Origin of the sequence: Kitasatospora sp. NPDC002227 (genome assembly GCF_040296285.1) — a bacterium.
Lineage (GTDB): Bacteria > Actinomycetota > Actinomycetes > Streptomycetales > Streptomycetaceae > Kitasatospora.
In genome coordinates this window covers 21906-36491 of the sequence record NZ_JBEOWY010000040.1, presented here as the reverse complement: position 1 = coordinate 36491, position 14586 = coordinate 21906, and the positions used below count along the sequence as shown (strand labels likewise).

The following is a 14586-nucleotide window of genomic DNA, read 5'->3' as shown; positions in this document are numbered from 1 at the left end:
TGCTCCTGCCGCAGGCCGGAAGCCATAGGGGCCGACCCTGAGTTTTCCCCGCCACACAGCCCCTAGGGGAGCCGGTAGTCGAGGGTGAGGGTGGCGTGGGTGCCGCGCTGGAGGAAGAGGTAGGCGGTGGTGGGCAGGGGCTGGTCGAAGCGCAGGCGGAGTTGGAGGGGGGTGCCGGGGGTGACGGCGGGGGTGAAGTCGGTGGAGGTGCGGGTGCCGGAGGTGAAGGGGGCGAGGGTGGCGGTGGCCGGGGTGGTGGGGGCGGCTTGCCAGTCCTCGGGCGCGGTGGCGCAGGTGGTGCCGAAGCAGCCGGTGCGGGTGTCGACCACCAGGTGGGCGGCGCCGAAGGGGTTGCCGCTGCCGCTCGCCCAGCCGACGGTGAGGCGGGCCGCCGTCACCACGGCGCCGGCCGGCAGGGCGGAGGTGTCGAAGGAGAGCAGGGCGCGGTTCTGCAGTCCGTCGGCGCCCCGGCCGACGGCCAGGCCGAGGTAGTCGGCCAGAGTGCCGACGCTCGGGGAGCTGCCGTCGGCGGCGGCCTTGACGTAGCCGTCGTGGGCGGTGTCGTCGGCGAGGGTCACCGAGCCGGTGGCGGGCGGGGGAGTGGTGGGCGGCGGAGTGGTCGAACTGCCGTCCAGGCCCCAGAACTTGGCGATCCAGTAGGAGGCGCAGATGTTGACGTCCAGCAGGTAGGCGCCCGCCGTGCCGCACTGGGCGGCCCCGCTGCCCGGGTCCACCGGCTGCCCGTGGTCCATTCCGGTGATCGACCAAGTCTCCACCCGGGCCTGCCCGTTCGCGTCGGCGTAGACCTGGTGCGGGTAGCCGGCGACGGTCTCGGAGACGGCCGGGGTCTGCCCGGTGCCGTCGGCGTCCGTCCACTGCTTCATCAGCTCGGTGAGGTTGGCGGGGTTCACCACCGAGTCCGAACTTCCCTGCCAGATCGAGACCTTGGGGTACGGCCCGGTCCAGCCCGGGTCGGCGCCGCGGACCAGGTCGCCCCACTGGGCGGGGGTCTGGCTGCGGCCGGTGGTCATGCAGGTGGTGCTCGCCTCGACCACGGTGGTGGCGCAGTGGTACGGCAGCCCGGCCACGACGGCGCCGCCCGCGAACACGTCCGGGTAGTCGGCCAGCAGGGCCGCCGTCATGGCGCCGCCCGCCGACAGGCCGGTCGCGTAGACCGAGGTGCTGCCGTAGTCGGAAACCATCCGGTCGACCATCTGCCGGATCGAGAGCGCCTCGCCCTGGTCACGCGAGAAGTCGCCCGGGGTGTACCAGTCGAAGCAGCTGTTGGGGTTGTTGGCGCTGGTCTGCTCGGGCAGCAGCAGGGCGAAGCCCCACTGCCGGGCCCACCGGGTCCAGCCGGTGGCGTCGTCGTAGGCGGCGGCGGACTGCGTGCAGCCGTGCAGCGCGACCACCAGCGGGCGGCCGCTCGGCAGCCCGTCCGGCACGTAGCGGTACATCCGCAGCGCACCCGGGTTGGAGCCGAAGCCGGTGACCTGGGTGAGGGTGGCGGCCTGGGCCCGGCCGGGCAGCAGTGCCAGCAGCCCGGCGAGCAGGCTCAGCAGCGCCAGGGCGGGCCACCCTTTTCCGGTACGCGTCATGGGGGCTGCTCCTTTGTGGGGGTGCCGCGACGGTACGGCCGGCGGGAAGGCGCGGGGACGGTACGGGCGGACACCCGGCGGCGCGGCGCGGTGGCGGCTCACCACGTGGACGCAGCCGCGATCCGGTGCGGGCCGGTGCGAGGATGGCGGCACGTACCGACACGAAGGAGCGGACATGAGCAGCGGGTCCGGACAGAAGATCGCGTTCCTCGGCACCGGCAAGATCGGCGAGGCCCTGCTCTCCGGGCTGCTGCGCGCGGGCACCGATCCGGCCGACGTCCTGGTCACCACCCGCCGCCCGGAGCGGGCGGAGGAGCTGACCGCCCGTTACGGCGCCACCGTCGTCTCCAACACCGAGGCCGCCAAGCTCGCGGACACCCTGATCCTCGCGGTGAAGCCGCAGGACATGGGCACCCTGCTGGAGGAGCTGGCCCCGCACGTGGGCGCCGACCGGCTGGTCATCTCGGCGGCGGCCGGCATCCCGACCGCCTGGTTCGAGGCCCGGCTGGCGGCGGGCACCCCGGTGGTCCGGGTGATGCCCAACACGCCGGTGCTGGTGGACGAGGGCATGAGCGTGATCTCCGGCGGCTCGCACGCGACGGAGGCGCACCTGCTGCGCACGGAGGAGATCTTCCGCTCGGTCGGCAAGGCGCTGCGCCTGCCCGAGGCCCAGCAGGACGCGGCCACCGCGCTCTCCGGCTCCGGCCCGGCGTACTTCTACTTCCTGGTCGAGGCGATGACGGACGCGGGCATCCTGCTCGGCCTGCCCCGGCACGTGGCCCACGACCTGATCGTGCAGTCCGCGATCGGTGCCTCGGTGATGCTCCGGGACTCCGGCGAGCACCCGGTCAAGCTCCGCGAGGCCGTCACCTCCCCGGCGGGCACCACCATCGCCGCCATCCGCGAGCTGGAGAACCACGGCGTCCGGGCCGCCCTGCTCGGCGCCCTGGAGGCCGCCCGCGACCGCTCGCGGGAGCTCGCCTCCGGCGGCAAGTAATCTCAGGGATCATGCGATACGACCTGGTGATCTTCGACAACGACGGTGTGCTCGTGGACAGCGAGCCGATCTCCAACCGGGTGCTCGCCGAGTACCTGACCGAGCTGGGGTACCCGACGACGATCGAGGACTCGTACCGGGACTTCATGGGCTGCGCCGCGCACACCGTGCACGACGTGGTCGCCGAGCGGTACGGCGCGAAGCTGCCCGAGGGCTTCGACGAGCTGTTCCACGCGCGGGTGTTCGCGGCCTTCGGGCGGGAGCTTGCGCCCGTGCGCGGGGCGGAGGAGCTGCTGAAGGCGCTCCAGCGCGACGGGGTGCCGTACTGCCTGGCCTCCTCGGCGCACCACTCCTGGATCCGCACCGCCCTTGACCTCACCGGCCTGCGTGCCCACCACGCCGAGGAGCGGATCTTCAGCGCCCAGGACGTGGGCGTCGGCAAGCCCGCCCCGGACCTCTTCCTGCACGCCGCCCGCACCCTGGGCGCGGACCCGGCCCGCTGCCTGGTGATCGAGGACAGCCGCAACGGCGTGCTCGCCGCCCGGGCCGCCGGGATGGACGTGTACGGCTACGCGGCGCTCACCGACCCGGCCAAGCTCACCGGAGCCGGGGCCACCGGCCTGCTGACCGGTCTGGACCAGGTGCTGGAGCTCCTGGTCTGAACAACTCTGCCTGCCGGACCCCTCCCGCAAATCCGTTCCAGCACCTACGCTCTCGCCAACATCAACGTACCGGCGAGTAGCGAGGTTTGGTCATGGCGGAGGACATCACCCCGCGCCTACGGCAGGCGCGGGCCGCGCTCGCGGTCAGCTTCCTGCTGCAGGGCACCACCTTCGCGGTGCTGGTGACCTGCATCCCCGAGATCCAGAAACAGTACGGCCTCAGCGACGGCCTGCTGCCGGTCTTCCTGGCGGCGGTGCCGATCCTGGCGGGCGTCGGCTCGATCAGCTCGGAGTGGCTGGTGCGGCGCAGCAGCGCCCGCTCGGTGCTGCGGGTGGTGCAGCCCGCCGTCTGCCTGGCGCTGGCCGGGGCCGGCCTGGGCGACACCCTGTGGCAACTGGCGCTCGCCCTCGGCGGGTTCGGCCTGCTCGTCGGTGCGCTGGACGCCAGCATGAACATGCTGGGGGTCGGCCTGCAGCGCCGGTACGGGCGCAGCATCATGCTCGGCTTCCACGCCGCGTTCAGCCTCGGCGGCATCCTCGGCGCGGCGATCGCCGGGCTCGGCTCGCACTACGACCTGGGCCTGCGCACCCTGTTCGGGCTCACCGCCGCCGTGCTCGTCCCGCTGGCGCTGCTGGTCGGCACCCGCTTCGCCGGGCGGGCCGAGCTGGGCGACGCCGTCCGCGAGGCCGCCGAGGCGGCGGCCCGGTCGATCCCGTGGCGGCCGCTGCTGCCGCTGTGCGCCGTGATGGCCTTCGCGTACATCGCGGACGCCTCGGTCTCCAACTACAGCGTCAAGTACCTGACGGACGGGCTGGGCAGCCCGGACGACCTGGCCAAGCTCTCCTACCTGGGCTACATGGTCGCGCTGCTGCTCGGGCGGACGGTCGGGGACCGGGCCGTGCAGCGGTTCGGGGCTGGGGTGGTCGTGCGGGCCGGCTCCGCCGTGGCGGCGCTGGGCTTCCTGCTGGCCGCAGCCGCGCCCGGGGCGTGGGCGGGCATCGCCGGGTTCACCGTGCTCGGGCTCGGCATCTGCGCGATCATCCCCCAGGTCTTCGCGGCGGGCGGCCGGCTCTTCCCCGCCGACTCGGACGCGGCGGTGGCCCGGCTGAACCTCTTCAACTACGTGGGCTTCCTGATCGGCGCACCGCTGGTCGGCGCGATCGCCGACGCGGCGTCGTACCGGCTGGCGATGCTGGCGCCGATGCTGCTGGTCCTGGCGGTCCTGCCACTGGCTTCGCACTTCGGCGGAGGGACAGTTGCACTCACCAAGGGGCGCGAGGAACTGCGCGAAGTCGGAAGCTGACAGGCCTGAGGTCTACCGCCTCGCGCAGTTCCTCGCGCCCCCAGGCGGTGCAACTTGCTCCGGTGCCTAGGGCTACGGTGGTGGCATGTCCGAGCTTGAGTGTGGCCTTCAGCTGTACTGGGACGAGGGTGTCACCGGGTACGACTTCGGCCCCGGGCACCCGATGGACCCGACGCGGCTGGCGCTGACCATGCGGCTGGTGGAGGCGTTCGGCCTCGACGTGGCGCCCGGGGTGGCGGTGAAGGCTGCCCCTGCGGCGGGGGATTCGACCCTGCGGCTGGTGCACTCCGCCGAGTACGTCGAGGCGGTGAAGCGGGTGGCCGCCGACCCCTCGCGGAGCGATCCGCGCCACGGCCTCGGCACCGACGACAACTGGGCCTTCGCCGCACAGCACCGGGCCGCCGCGCTGATCGCCGGCCAGTCGGTGGCCGCCGCCGAGGCCGTCTGGGCGGGCTCGGCCCGGCACGCCGTGAACTTCGCGGGCGGCCTGCACCACGCGATGCCCGACCGGGCCTCGGGCTTCTGCGTGTACAACGACGCCGCCCTCGCGATAGCCCGGCTGCTCGAGCTGGGCGCCGAGCGGGTCGCCTACGTGGACCTGGACGTGCACCACGGCGACGGCGTGCAGCAGGCCTTCTGGGACGACCCCCGGGTGCTCACGGTCTCGCTGCACGAGACGCCCGCCTCGCTCTTCCCCGAGACCGGCTGGGCCACCGAGACCGGTGGCGCGGGGGCGCCCGGTTCGGCGGCCAACCTGCCGCTGCCGGCCGGGACGGGTGACAGCGGGTGGCTGCGGGCCTTCCACGGGCTGGTGCCGGGCCTGCTGGCGGCGTTCCGGCCGCAGGTGGTGGTGAGCCAGCACGGTGCCGACACCCATGTGGACGATCCGCTCGCCCATCTGGCCGTCAGCCTGGACGCCCAGCGGGTGGCGGCGGCCGCCGTGCACGAGCTGGCCCACACCCACGCCGACGGCCGCTGGCTGGCGCTCGGCGGGGGCGGGTACGCGGTGGTGGAGGTGGTGCCCCGGGCGTGGACGCACCTGGTCGCAACCGCCGCCGGCCACCCCCTCGACCCGGCCGCCGAAACCCCCGAGGCCTGGCGCGCGGAGGTGCGGCGTACGACCGGACGGACCGCCCCCGCCCGGATGACCGACGGCGCGACCCCGCACTGGCGGGACTTCGAGGACGCCGGCTACGACCCCGGCGACCGCCTTGACCAGGCGATCCTCGCCGCCCGCCGCGCGGTCTACCCGCACCACGGCCTGCTGCCCTGACCGGCCCCGCTCGCACCGAGGGGTGAGGGCGTGCACGCCCGGCGCCCGCGCCGGTGGAGCTCGGTGCGTACCCGGATTGCGCCAACCCGTCGAGTGACTACGTACTGCAACAGACGCATCTCGCACCGTACAGAGACTGGGCTTCTCCCTCTTCCCACTGGTACCACCCATAACTACTCTGGGGATACACGTGTGCCGGTGGAGTCACCGGAGGGGAAGCCGGTGCCTTGCACACGGGTTAAGGGTCGGGTGAGGGTCATGAGTTCCGGCGAACGCCCCCTGCAGGAGGTCGTCTTCCTGACCGTGGCCGAGGTTGCCTCGGTCATGCGGGTGTCCAAGATGACGGTGTACCGCCTGGTGCACAGCGGAGAGCTCCCGGCGATCCGGGTGGGCCGCTCCTTCCGGGTGCCCGAGCAGGCGGTGCACGACTACCTCAAGGAGTCCTACGTGCGCCTCGAGAGCGCCTAGAAGTCCGCGTAGTCCACCACCGGTTTCCCACTCGTTGGGGACACGATTACGGTGCTGGGCGCACGGAAGGTAGGCTAGGCCCTCCGTCAGTCGTATGGACTCCGTCTCTCACGGGCGCGAGTCTCAGTGAGCGAGGGTTGTTCCGTGGGCTCTGTCATCAAGAAGCGTCGCAAGCGTATGGCCAAGAAGAAGCACCGCAAGCTTCTGAAGCGGACTCGCGTTCAGCGTCGCAACAAGAAGTAATACTGCGGTAGACGCTTCTTCTGCCCGCCTCGGCACCAGCCGGGGCGGGCAGTGCTGTCTCCGCGGCTCTCGGAGACTTCAGACATCCGGGCCCGCGTTAGCGGCGCTCAATCGTCCGCGCGGTACGGTGCTGCCGGGGGGACCTCCCGGCCGAAGGCCGGGGGAGCGTGCGAGGAGGGTGCTGCAGGTGGGCAAGGTCGTGCTCGTCACAGGGGTCGCCCGGCGCCTCGGCGACCGGTTCGCTGCCGAGCTGAGCCGGTGCCCCGGGGTCGACCGGGTGGTCGGTGTCGATGCCCGCGAGCCCGCCGGCGAGGCCGGCTACGTCTTCCACCGGCTCGACCTGCGCCGGCCCACGGTGGCCCGGGTGATCGCCGAGCACGAGGTCGACACCGTCGTGCACCTGGACGTCAGCGCGGTGGGCCCCGGCGGCCGCGCCGCCGTCAAGGAGCGCAACGTCATCGGCACCATGCAGCTGCTCGGCGCCTGCCAGAAGGCCCCCGGGGTGCGCAGGCTGGTGGTGAAGTCCACCACCGGCGTGTACGGCTCCGCCCCGCGTGACCCGGCCGTGCTCGGCGAGCGGATGCTGCCGAAGAACCTGCCCCGGGGCGGCTTCGCCAAGGACGCCACCGAGGCCGAGGGCTACGTGCGCGGTTTCGCCCGCCGCCGCCCGGACTGCGCCGTCACGGTGCTGCGCTTCGCCAACATCCTCGGCCCGGCCGGGGACACCCCGCTCGGCGAGTACTTCGCGCTTCCCGTCCTGCCGACCGTGCTCGGCCACGACCCCCGACTGCAGTTCGTCCACGAGGACGACGTGATCGAGGTGCTCCGGATCGCGGCCCAGGAGGACCGGCCCGGCACCTTCAACGTGGCCGGGGAGGGCGTGCTGCTGCTCTCCCAGTGCGCCCGCCGGCTCGGGCGGCCCACCGTGCCGCTGCCGGCCCCCGCGCTCGGGGTGGTCGCCGCGCTGGCCCGGCAGACCCGGATCGCCGACATCTCCCCCGAGCAGCTCCAGCTGCTCACCCACGGCCGGGTGGTGGACACCACCGCGCTGCGCTCGGCCTTCGACGGCCTGCCGCGCCGCTCCACCGCCGAGACCTTCGCCGAGTTCGCCGCCGCCCAGCGCTCCGGCCTGCTGCCGCCCGAGCGGCTGACCGCCGTCACCGACCGGCTGACCGGGCTGCTCCCCACCGACCACACCCACCACCTGCCGAGGAGCTGAGGCTGCGATGACCGCCGCGAGAGAGCAGGCCGCCGAGGCGCGGGTGATCCCGATCGAGTCCGCCCCGAGCTGGCAGGGCACCGGGACGTCCGGCGCCGGCCTGGCCGAGAAGATCGCGGGCGCGGTGGGCGGGGCCCTGGCCGGCCCGCTGGGCGCCGCCGCCGACCGGGCCCTCGGCAAGGGCTGGGAGGACCGCGCCGCGAGCGGCCTGGCCTTCCTGCGCCGCCGGCTCACCGGCGACTACGAGGTGGACGAGTTCGGCTTCGACCAGGAGCTGACCGAGGAGGTCATCCTCTCGGTGCTGCGGCCGGTCGCCGAGAAGTACTTCCGGATCGAGGTCCGCGGGATCGAGAACATCCCGGCCGAGGGCGGCGTGCTGATCGTCTCCAACCACTCCGGCACCATCCCGTTGGACGCCGTGATGACCCAGGTGGCCATACACGACCACCACCCGAACCGCCGTCACCTGCGGATGCTCGCCGCCGACCTGGTCTTCGTGCTGCCCGGCATCGGCGAGCTGGCCCGCAAGGCCGGCCACACCCTGGCCTGCAACGAGGACGCCCAGGCCCTGCTCGAGCGCGGCGAGGTGGTCGGCGTCTGGCCGGAGGGCTTCAAGGGCATCGGCAAGCCCTTCGCCGAGCGGTACAAGCTGCAGCGCTTCGGCCGCGGCGGCTTCGTCGCCTCCGCGATCAAGGCCCAGGTGCCGATCGTGCCCTGCTCGATCGTCGGGGCCGAGGAGACCTACCCGATGATCGGCAACCTCAAGCCGCTGGCCCGCCTGCTCGGCCTGCCCTACCTGCCGATCACCCCCACCTTCCCCTGGCTCGGCCCGCTCGGAGCCCTGCCGCTGCCGACCAAGTGGACCATCCAGTTCGGCGAGCCGATCCCCACCGACAGCCTGCCGCGCGAGGCCGCGGACGACCCGATGCTGGTCTTCAACCTCACCGACGAGGTGCGGGAAACAATTCAGCACACGCTCTACAAGCTGCTGATGCAGCGGCGATCGGTATTCTTCTGAGCCTCTCTCTGGTCACCTCTGTGGGGGCGTTCGGCTCATGAGCAACGAGATCTACTTCAGCAACAACTACCGTGACCTGTGCGAGCAGTACGGCACCGGCGCGGGCTTCCAGTTCGAGTTCCACTGCTCCCGGTGCTACGACACCTGGCGTTCGGGCTTCGAGGCCTTCACCACCGGCCGGGCCGCGAGCTGGGTGAGCAAGGGCGTCTCCGCCGCCTGGAGCGTGCTGGGCGGCAACGGCGGCACCATCTCCAACGCGGCCGACGGCCTCGCGGGCGCCACCTGGGGCAACTCGCGGGACTCCGCGTTCCAGCGGGCCATCACCCAGGCCCAGGGGCACTTCAAGCGCTGCGCGCGGTGCACTTCGTACGTGTGCGAGCGCTGCTACAGCCCGCAGGTCGGGCTCTGCCACAACTGCGCCCCGGACACGGCGGCGGAGGCCGAGGCGGCCCGGCAGCGGGGCGTCAACGACATGGTCACGCAGAACGCCTACGGGGCCGGCCAGCAGGCCGGCCAGGCCTACGACGTCTCGGCACCCCGGCAGTTGGTCTGCCCCCAGTGCAACCACGAGACCCACGGCTCGGCCTTCTGCGGCGCCTGCGGCTACCGCCTGGCCCAGCCCAGCAACTGCACGTCCTGCCAGGCGACCGTCCCGGACGGCTCCGCCTTCTGCCCCACCTGCGGGACACGACGGTAGCCACGGCAAGGGGCGCGAGGCCCTGCGCGCTGCGGGAGGCAACAGGTCGTCGCCATCCGACTTCGCGCAGTTCCCCGCGCCCCTGGGTGGGTGCAACTTCCCCTAGCCGAGAAGGCCCGGCAGCAGACCGGGCAGGAGCGGCGGGATGGTCAGGCCCTGGCCGCCCTCCGGGGTGGCCGGGGCGGCCGAAGGCGCCGAGCTGGGGGCGGACTTGGCGGACGGGCCGCCTGCTCCGTTGCCGGTGGGGGCCGTGCCGCCACCGGTGAGCGGGCCGGTCAGGGAGTGGACCAGATCGCCCACCACGCCGCCCTGCTGCGGCTGCTGGCTGGTGGCTGCGCTGCCACCGCCACCCGCCGCCGTGGGCGCCTCGCTCGTCTGCGGCTCGTCCTGGGCGGCCGGGCCGCTCAGCGACGGGGCGGGGGCGGTGCCCTGGGAGGCCGGCTTGCCCTGCGGCTGGTCGAGGTGCAGCGGAGCGACGTCCTCGTTCATGTCACCGAAGAGCTGGTCGACCTTGCTGGCCTGGGAGGTGAGCTGCGGGGGCAGCTGGCCCTGGAGCGCGGCCCAGCGGCCGTCCTCCCCGTCCGCGAAGGTGGCGAGCTTGCGCATCGGCGCCAGCGAGCCGTTGCTGCGGTAGACGGAGCGCAGCAAGTCCCGCCCGCGGGCGGCCTCGGCGTGCATGTCGTCCAGCGCCCGGCGGACCTGCTCCACCGAATCGGGGCTCAGCCCCGAGGTGGTGCCGGCCCGGCCGAGCAGGCTCTGGGCCTCCTCGAGACGGGTGGACGCCTGGTCGAGCAGCAGCTCGCCGCGCTCGGTGTCCGAGCCCGCCAGGTCGAGCCGCAGGCCCTCCAGGCCGCGCTTCATGCCGTAGAGCGCGTCCCCCGGCAGGGCGTTCGAGCTGGCGAAGGCCGCGCCGGTGAAGCCGCCGACGGCAACTCCGGCCACCAGGCCGCCGATTGCCAGCCTGCGCCCCCAACGCCCGCGCCGCGCCGCCCGGATGCCCCGGTGCTTGCGCTGCTGCGGCACCCGGGCCGTCTGGCCGCCGGCCCACTCCTGCTCGAACGCGGCCATCAGCCGGGCGCGTTGGACCGCCCGGGCCTCCCCGCTCAGCTCGGGCCTGGGCAGGCCACCCAGCTCGTCCGCCACGGACAGCAGCTCCGCGAGTGCGCCGGTGGGCGAACTCGCCTCGGCGGCACCGTCGTCCGGTACCGCCAGATGCTCCCTCCGGTGGGCCTCCAGCGCCTCGGCGAAGGCCTTCGCCCGCCGGTGCTCCAGCACGTTTGCCGTCACGGGCCACACCTCCCTTCGTCGTTGTCGACACCCCGGCCCACCGGACGGTTGCTCCGGCAAGCCAAAACCACACCATCGGGTGACAGTCCCTGACCTTGCTTGACCGTTGGGCCGGTGGGGGTTTGCATGCTGGCCAACGAGCGGCGCCCGGTGCTGGTTACGCACGGCTGATCATGTGATCGCTCATTCACCCGCACGTGTCGTCCGACCTGCGCCGATGACGGCCGGACGACATGAATCGTTATCGGCGCAGTCACCGCGCGTCGGGGGGCAGCAGACGTGCCAGGGTACGGACGGCGCGGTACTGGAGGGTCTTGATGGCCCCCTCGTTCTTGCCCATGATCCGGGCCGTCTCCGCGACCGAAAGCCCTTGCAGGAAACGGAGCGTGACGCACTCCTGCTGCTGCGGGTTGAGGCGCCGGACGGCGTCCAGGAGGGCCGCGTTGGAGAGCGACTCCAGGACGGACTCCTCCGGGCTGCGCTCGCACTCGTTGGAGTCGAGCATCTCGCCGGTGGTGACCTCGAGCCGGAACCGGCTGGACTTGAAGTGGTCGGCGACCAGGTTGCGCGCGATGGTCACCAGCCAGGCGCCGAAGTCCCGGCCCTGCCAGGTGAAGGTGCCGATCCGGCGCAGCGCGCGCAGGAACGTCTCACTGGTGAGGTCCTCGGCCGTGGCCTTGCTGCCGACCCGGTAGTAGATGTACCGGTACACGGTGTCGGAGTAGTGGTCGTACAGGCGGCCGAAGGCCTCGCTCTCGCCGTTCTGCGCCTTCTCGACCAGCTCCATGATCGGGTTGTGCTCGGTCTCGAACCCGGGGCTGGGGGTGGTGCGGGCGCGGCTGCGACTGCCACCGATGGTGGTGCCGCGGCTGCGGGAGCCGGCCGTCCCGGTGCCGCTGGTGGCGGTCGAGCGGAGCAGCGCGCCCGGCGGGGCCGCCCCGAACGTGCCGCCCGCGAGCGCCGGCTGGGGCGCCACCTGGGGCACGTACAGCTCGAACTCGCGGATCGCGGCCCACAGCCGGTCGACGCGCGCACGGGAGCGCAGGGGGGCGGGCGACGGGCGGGAGGTGGCAGGCGCGTCGTTCCGGACGGGTGGGTACACGGGACTCCCAGAGGCAGAACTGTGGACGGATCACCTCCGCCTGCGCGGAGAGCACACTTCCTGACCCCCCGTCACACGGGACGCGTGGGTGGCGTGCATCCAGGAGAGAATAACGCTTTGTGCAATGACAGCTACACCCTGTGGCCGAAGTGGTCGTTTGAGATCCGCTTCGCGTGCATATTCAGCTGGAACTGACCGGACCTGGCAGGCGAGGTTCCGCTCCAAGTGATCGAGTGTGCACCCCAAGTGACAGATTTGGCAGGTGAGGCGGCGGTTTCCCCGTCCAGGCGCTCGGCAACCGCCGAGTTTGGCGAGGAGTCGAACGATCGGAATCGGTCAGGCCCGAGCGGGATCGGAGCAGGTCGGTTTTTTCGCCCGTAAGCGTGACGTTGCGTGACCGGGCGCGGCCTACCGCCGCTTCCTCCGCTCCGCGAGGGTGATGGCCGCGAGGCCGGCCAGGATGCCGAGGGCGGCTGCGGCGGGGAGGCCGATGCGGGCGGCCTTGCGGCCGGTGCGGAAGTCGCGGATGCGCCAGCCCATGCGGCGGGCGTGGCGGCGCAGGGTGGCGTCCGGGTTCACCACGTACGGGTGGCCGACCAGGGCGAGCATCGGGATGTCGTTGGCGGAGTCGCTGAAGGCCGCGCAGTGGGAGAGGTCGAGCTGCTCGCGCCGGGCCAGGGCGGAGACGGCGGCGGCCTTGGCCTCGCCGTGCAGCAGGCCGCCGACCAGCCGGCCGGTGTAGACGCCGTCGACGGCCTCGGCCACGGTGCCCAGGGCCCCGGTCATGCCGAGTTGGCGGGCGATGATCCGGGCCACCTCGAGCGGTGCGGCGGTGACCAGCCAGACCCGCTGCCCCGCGTCCAGGTGGAGCTGGACCAGCGCCCGGGTGCCCGGCCAGATCTTCTCGGCGATGACCTGCTCGAAGATCTCCTCGCAGATCTGCTCCAGCTCGGCCGTCCGCTTGCCGGCGACCAGGCCGAGCGCGGTGTCCTGGGCGTCGGCGATGTGCGCCGGGTCCTCCGAGCCGAGCAGGCGGAAGGAGGCCTGCTGCCAGGCGAAGCGGACCACGTCCCAGCGGCTGAAGAAGCGGCGGCGGTAGAGGCCGATCCCGAGGTAGAAGATCGCGGCGCCGCGCAGGATGGTGTTGTCGCAGTCGAAGAAGGCGGCGGCCTGCGGATCACCCGGGGTCGGGGTGTGGTCCTCCTTGGGCGCGCGCCGGGGCACGGCCCGGAGCGCGGCCTCGGCCGCCTCGGCGGCGGCCTCGCCCGCGAGGGCGGTCCGCTCGGTCGGGGTACGCCTTGCCTGGGTGAGCCTTCGCAACGCGGCCATGCACCGAGCATAGTCAGCCCGGCTTAATCCCCCCATGGCCGCGGCATGCCCCAGTCGTTAACAGCCCGCGTCCGGGGTGTGGCCCGTAGGGCCTGTCCTTGTGGCCGACAATGGGCCGGTGAGCCCACTGCTGCGACGCGACCCCAAGAAGAAGCCCGCCGACCGCACGGTCACCCTGATCGGCAAGCCCGGCTGCCACCTGTGCGACGACGCCCGCGAGGTGATCCTCAAGGTGACGGGTGAGCTGGGCGCCGCCTTCGAGGAGAAGGACATCACCGAGGACGAGGAGCTGTACCGCGCGTACTGGGAGCAGATCCCGGTGACCCTGGTGGACGGGCGGCAGCACGACTTCTGGCGGGTGGACGAGCAGCGCCTGCGCTCGGCGCTCGGAGCCTAGCCGCGCCGCCTGGCGCCCCCGTGCGCCCCCGCCGGACGGCGGGGGTGAGTCGCCGAATCGTTGCCGTGGTGTGCCTGAAAGGCTTTTCTCCTCCTGCATTGGTCGGCTTACGATCTAAACGTTTTGTCCGCCGGGGGCCTGGAGACAGAGGAGTGCTTCATGCCTCTTGGTCGGCAGTTGGCCGTTCCCCGCTGGGGGAGCAGCCGTGGCTACGCCGTGGTCGACATCGAGGCCACCGGCCGGAGCCCGTGGCGCCACCGGGTGGTGGAGGTCGCGGTGGTGCTGCTCGACGAGCAGCTGCGGCCCGAGGGCGAGTTCTCCACCCTGCTCGACCCGCTCGGGCCGGTCGGGCCGACCCATGTGCACCGGATCGCCCAGGAGGACGTGGTCGGCGCCCCGCGCTTCCGCGAAGTCGCCCCGCACCTGCTGGAGCGGCTGACCGGCCGGGTCCTGGTCGGCCACCACGTCAGCTGCGACCAGGCGTTCCTGGCCCGCGAGTTCGCCCGGATCGGGATAGTCCTGCCGCCGGTGCCGCTGCTGTGCACCATGCGGCTGGCCCGTGGCCACCTGGCCGGGGCCGGCGGGTACGGCCTGGCGGCCTGCGTCGAGGCGGCCGGGCTCGGCTGGTACCCGGCGCACACCGCCCTGGGTGACGCCCGGGCCACCGCCGATCTGCTGCGGCACTGCGTCCGTACCCTGCACTGCCCGCCCGCCGACTGGGCCGAGCCGCTGCGCGCGGCGGCCGAGGTGCCCTGGCCGCGGCTGAACCGCCCGGTGCCCCGCCCCCGCCCGGGGCTGCCCGCGCTGATCCGGCGGGAGGCCGCCTTCGGCCCGTGGCCGCAGGGCGGCGAGCACCCGGCCCTGGTGCTGACCGCACTGGATGGCGAGTGATGCGCATCACTGTGCGGGGACAAATCGGACACCATCTTTGTGCACACGTTCACAAACGCATAGCCTGGCTGCCAAAGCCCAGCTTCACCCACAGGAGCACC

15 protein-coding genes are annotated in these 14586 nt (G+C 72.8%); 11 read left to right on the top strand and 4 right to left on the bottom strand.

The window, feature by feature from the left end; all coding sequences use genetic code 11:
- Positions 1-62: 62 nt before the first annotated feature.
- Positions 63-1598, bottom strand: a complete 1536-nt coding sequence (locus ABT095_RS28170) for an extracellular catalytic domain type 1 short-chain-length polyhydroxyalkanoate depolymerase (RefSeq protein ID WP_350532341.1) — start codon at positions 1596-1598, stop codon at positions 63-65.
- Positions 1599-1773: 175 nt separating this feature from the next.
- On the opposite strand from ABT095_RS28170, the gene proC reads away from it, so the two are divergent.
- The 9 genes from proC to ABT095_RS28125 all read left to right on the top strand — a co-directional run bounded on the left by proC (position 1774) and on the right by ABT095_RS28125 (position 9479).
- Entirely contained in the window at positions 1774-2595 is an 822-nt protein-coding gene (gene proC / locus ABT095_RS28165) for a pyrroline-5-carboxylate reductase (protein WP_350532340.1), read from the top strand.
- Between the two features lie 11 nt (positions 2596-2606).
- Positions 2607-3257, top strand: coding sequence for an HAD family hydrolase (locus ABT095_RS28160; protein WP_350532339.1), 651 nt, complete (start codon positions 2607-2609; stop codon positions 3255-3257).
- 92 nt (positions 3258-3349) lie between these two features.
- Positions 3350-4561 carry an MFS transporter gene (locus tag ABT095_RS28155; RefSeq protein WP_350532338.1) on the top strand — a complete coding sequence of 404 codons (1212 nt, stop codon included), beginning with the start codon at positions 3350-3352 and terminating at the stop codon, positions 4559-4561.
- 85 nt (positions 4562-4646) lie between these two features.
- Complete coding sequence (locus ABT095_RS28150) at positions 4647-5834, top strand: acetoin utilization protein AcuC (RefSeq protein WP_350532337.1); 1188 nt, start codon at positions 4647-4649, stop codon at positions 5832-5834.
- Between the two features lie 258 nt (positions 5835-6092).
- Positions 6093-6302: a helix-turn-helix domain-containing protein gene (locus tag ABT095_RS28145; RefSeq protein ID WP_104820917.1), complete on the top strand. Its 210-nt coding sequence runs from the start codon at positions 6093-6095 to the stop codon at positions 6300-6302.
- Positions 6303-6428: 126 nt separating this feature from the next.
- On the top strand, positions 6429-6545 hold the full coding sequence (locus tag ABT095_RS28140) for a 30S ribosomal protein bS22 (protein WP_425311139.1): 117 nt from the start codon (positions 6429-6431) through the stop codon (positions 6543-6545).
- A 187-nt stretch (positions 6546-6732) separates the two neighbouring features.
- Entirely contained in the window at positions 6733-7764 is a 1032-nt protein-coding gene (locus ABT095_RS28135; RefSeq protein WP_350532336.1) for an NAD-dependent epimerase/dehydratase family protein, read from the top strand.
- Between the two features lie 7 nt (positions 7765-7771).
- On the top strand, positions 7772-8782 hold the full coding sequence (locus ABT095_RS28130; RefSeq protein ID WP_350532335.1) for a lysophospholipid acyltransferase family protein: 1011 nt from the start codon (positions 7772-7774) through the stop codon (positions 8780-8782).
- Positions 8783-8819: 37 nt separating this feature from the next.
- Positions 8820-9479, top strand: coding sequence for a zinc ribbon domain-containing protein (locus tag ABT095_RS28125; RefSeq protein WP_350532334.1), 660 nt, complete (start codon positions 8820-8822; stop codon positions 9477-9479).
- Between the two features lie 102 nt (positions 9480-9581).
- On the opposite strand, the gene ABT095_RS28120 is transcribed toward ABT095_RS28125, so the two are convergent.
- The 3 genes from ABT095_RS28120 to ABT095_RS28110 form a co-directional block, all read right to left on the bottom strand.
- On the bottom strand, positions 9582-10766 hold the full coding sequence (locus ABT095_RS28120) for a DUF5667 domain-containing protein (protein ID WP_350532333.1): 1185 nt from the start codon (positions 10764-10766) through the stop codon (positions 9582-9584).
- Positions 10767-11019: 253 nt separating this feature from the next.
- Positions 11020-11868 carry an ECF subfamily RNA polymerase sigma factor, BldN family gene (locus ABT095_RS28115; RefSeq protein WP_350532332.1) on the bottom strand — a complete coding sequence of 283 codons (849 nt, stop codon included), beginning with the start codon at positions 11866-11868 and terminating at the stop codon, positions 11020-11022.
- Positions 11869-12276: 408 nt separating this feature from the next.
- On the bottom strand, positions 12277-13197 hold the full coding sequence (locus ABT095_RS28110) for an HAD family hydrolase (RefSeq protein ID WP_350532331.1): 921 nt from the start codon (positions 13195-13197) through the stop codon (positions 12277-12279).
- 118 nt (positions 13198-13315) lie between these two features.
- Between ABT095_RS28110 and ABT095_RS28105 the strand changes: the two genes are divergently transcribed.
- Positions 13316-13594: a glutaredoxin family protein gene (locus ABT095_RS28105; RefSeq protein ID WP_350532330.1), complete on the top strand. Its 279-nt coding sequence runs from the start codon at positions 13316-13318 to the stop codon at positions 13592-13594.
- A gap of 159 nt (positions 13595-13753) precedes the next feature.
- Entirely contained in the window at positions 13754-14485 is a 732-nt protein-coding gene (locus ABT095_RS28100; RefSeq protein ID WP_350532329.1) for a 3'-5' exonuclease, read from the top strand.
- The last annotated feature ends 101 nt before the right edge of the window (positions 14486-14586 follow it).

What these genes read in the sequence shown, in the direction of transcription:
- ABT095_RS28170 (WP_350532341.1), bottom strand. Translation starts at nt 1,598, where the DNA reads ATGACGCGTACCGGAAAAGGGTGGCCCGCCCTGGCGCTGCTGAGCCTG.
- proC (WP_350532340.1), top strand. Translation starts at nt 1,774, where the DNA reads ATGAGCAGCGGGTCCGGACAGAAGATCGCGTTCCTCGGCACCGGCAAG.
- ABT095_RS28160 (WP_350532339.1), top strand. Translation starts at nt 2,607, where the DNA reads ATGCGATACGACCTGGTGATCTTCGACAACGACGGTGTGCTCGTGGAC.
- ABT095_RS28155 (WP_350532338.1), top strand. Translation starts at nt 3,350, where the DNA reads ATGGCGGAGGACATCACCCCGCGCCTACGGCAGGCGCGGGCCGCGCTC.
- ABT095_RS28150 (WP_350532337.1), top strand. Translation starts at nt 4,647, where the DNA reads ATGTCCGAGCTTGAGTGTGGCCTTCAGCTGTACTGGGACGAGGGTGTC.
- ABT095_RS28145 (WP_104820917.1), top strand. Translation starts at nt 6,093, where the DNA reads ATGAGTTCCGGCGAACGCCCCCTGCAGGAGGTCGTCTTCCTGACCGTG.
- ABT095_RS28130 (WP_350532335.1), top strand. Translation starts at nt 7,772, where the DNA reads ATGACCGCCGCGAGAGAGCAGGCCGCCGAGGCGCGGGTGATCCCGATC.
- ABT095_RS28125 (WP_350532334.1), top strand. Translation starts at nt 8,820, where the DNA reads ATGAGCAACGAGATCTACTTCAGCAACAACTACCGTGACCTGTGCGAG.
- ABT095_RS28110 (WP_350532331.1), bottom strand. Translation starts at nt 13,197, where the DNA reads ATGGCCGCGTTGCGAAGGCTCACCCAGGCAAGGCGTACCCCGACCGAG.
- ABT095_RS28100 (WP_350532329.1), top strand. Translation starts at nt 13,754, where the DNA reads ATGCCTCTTGGTCGGCAGTTGGCCGTTCCCCGCTGGGGGAGCAGCCGT.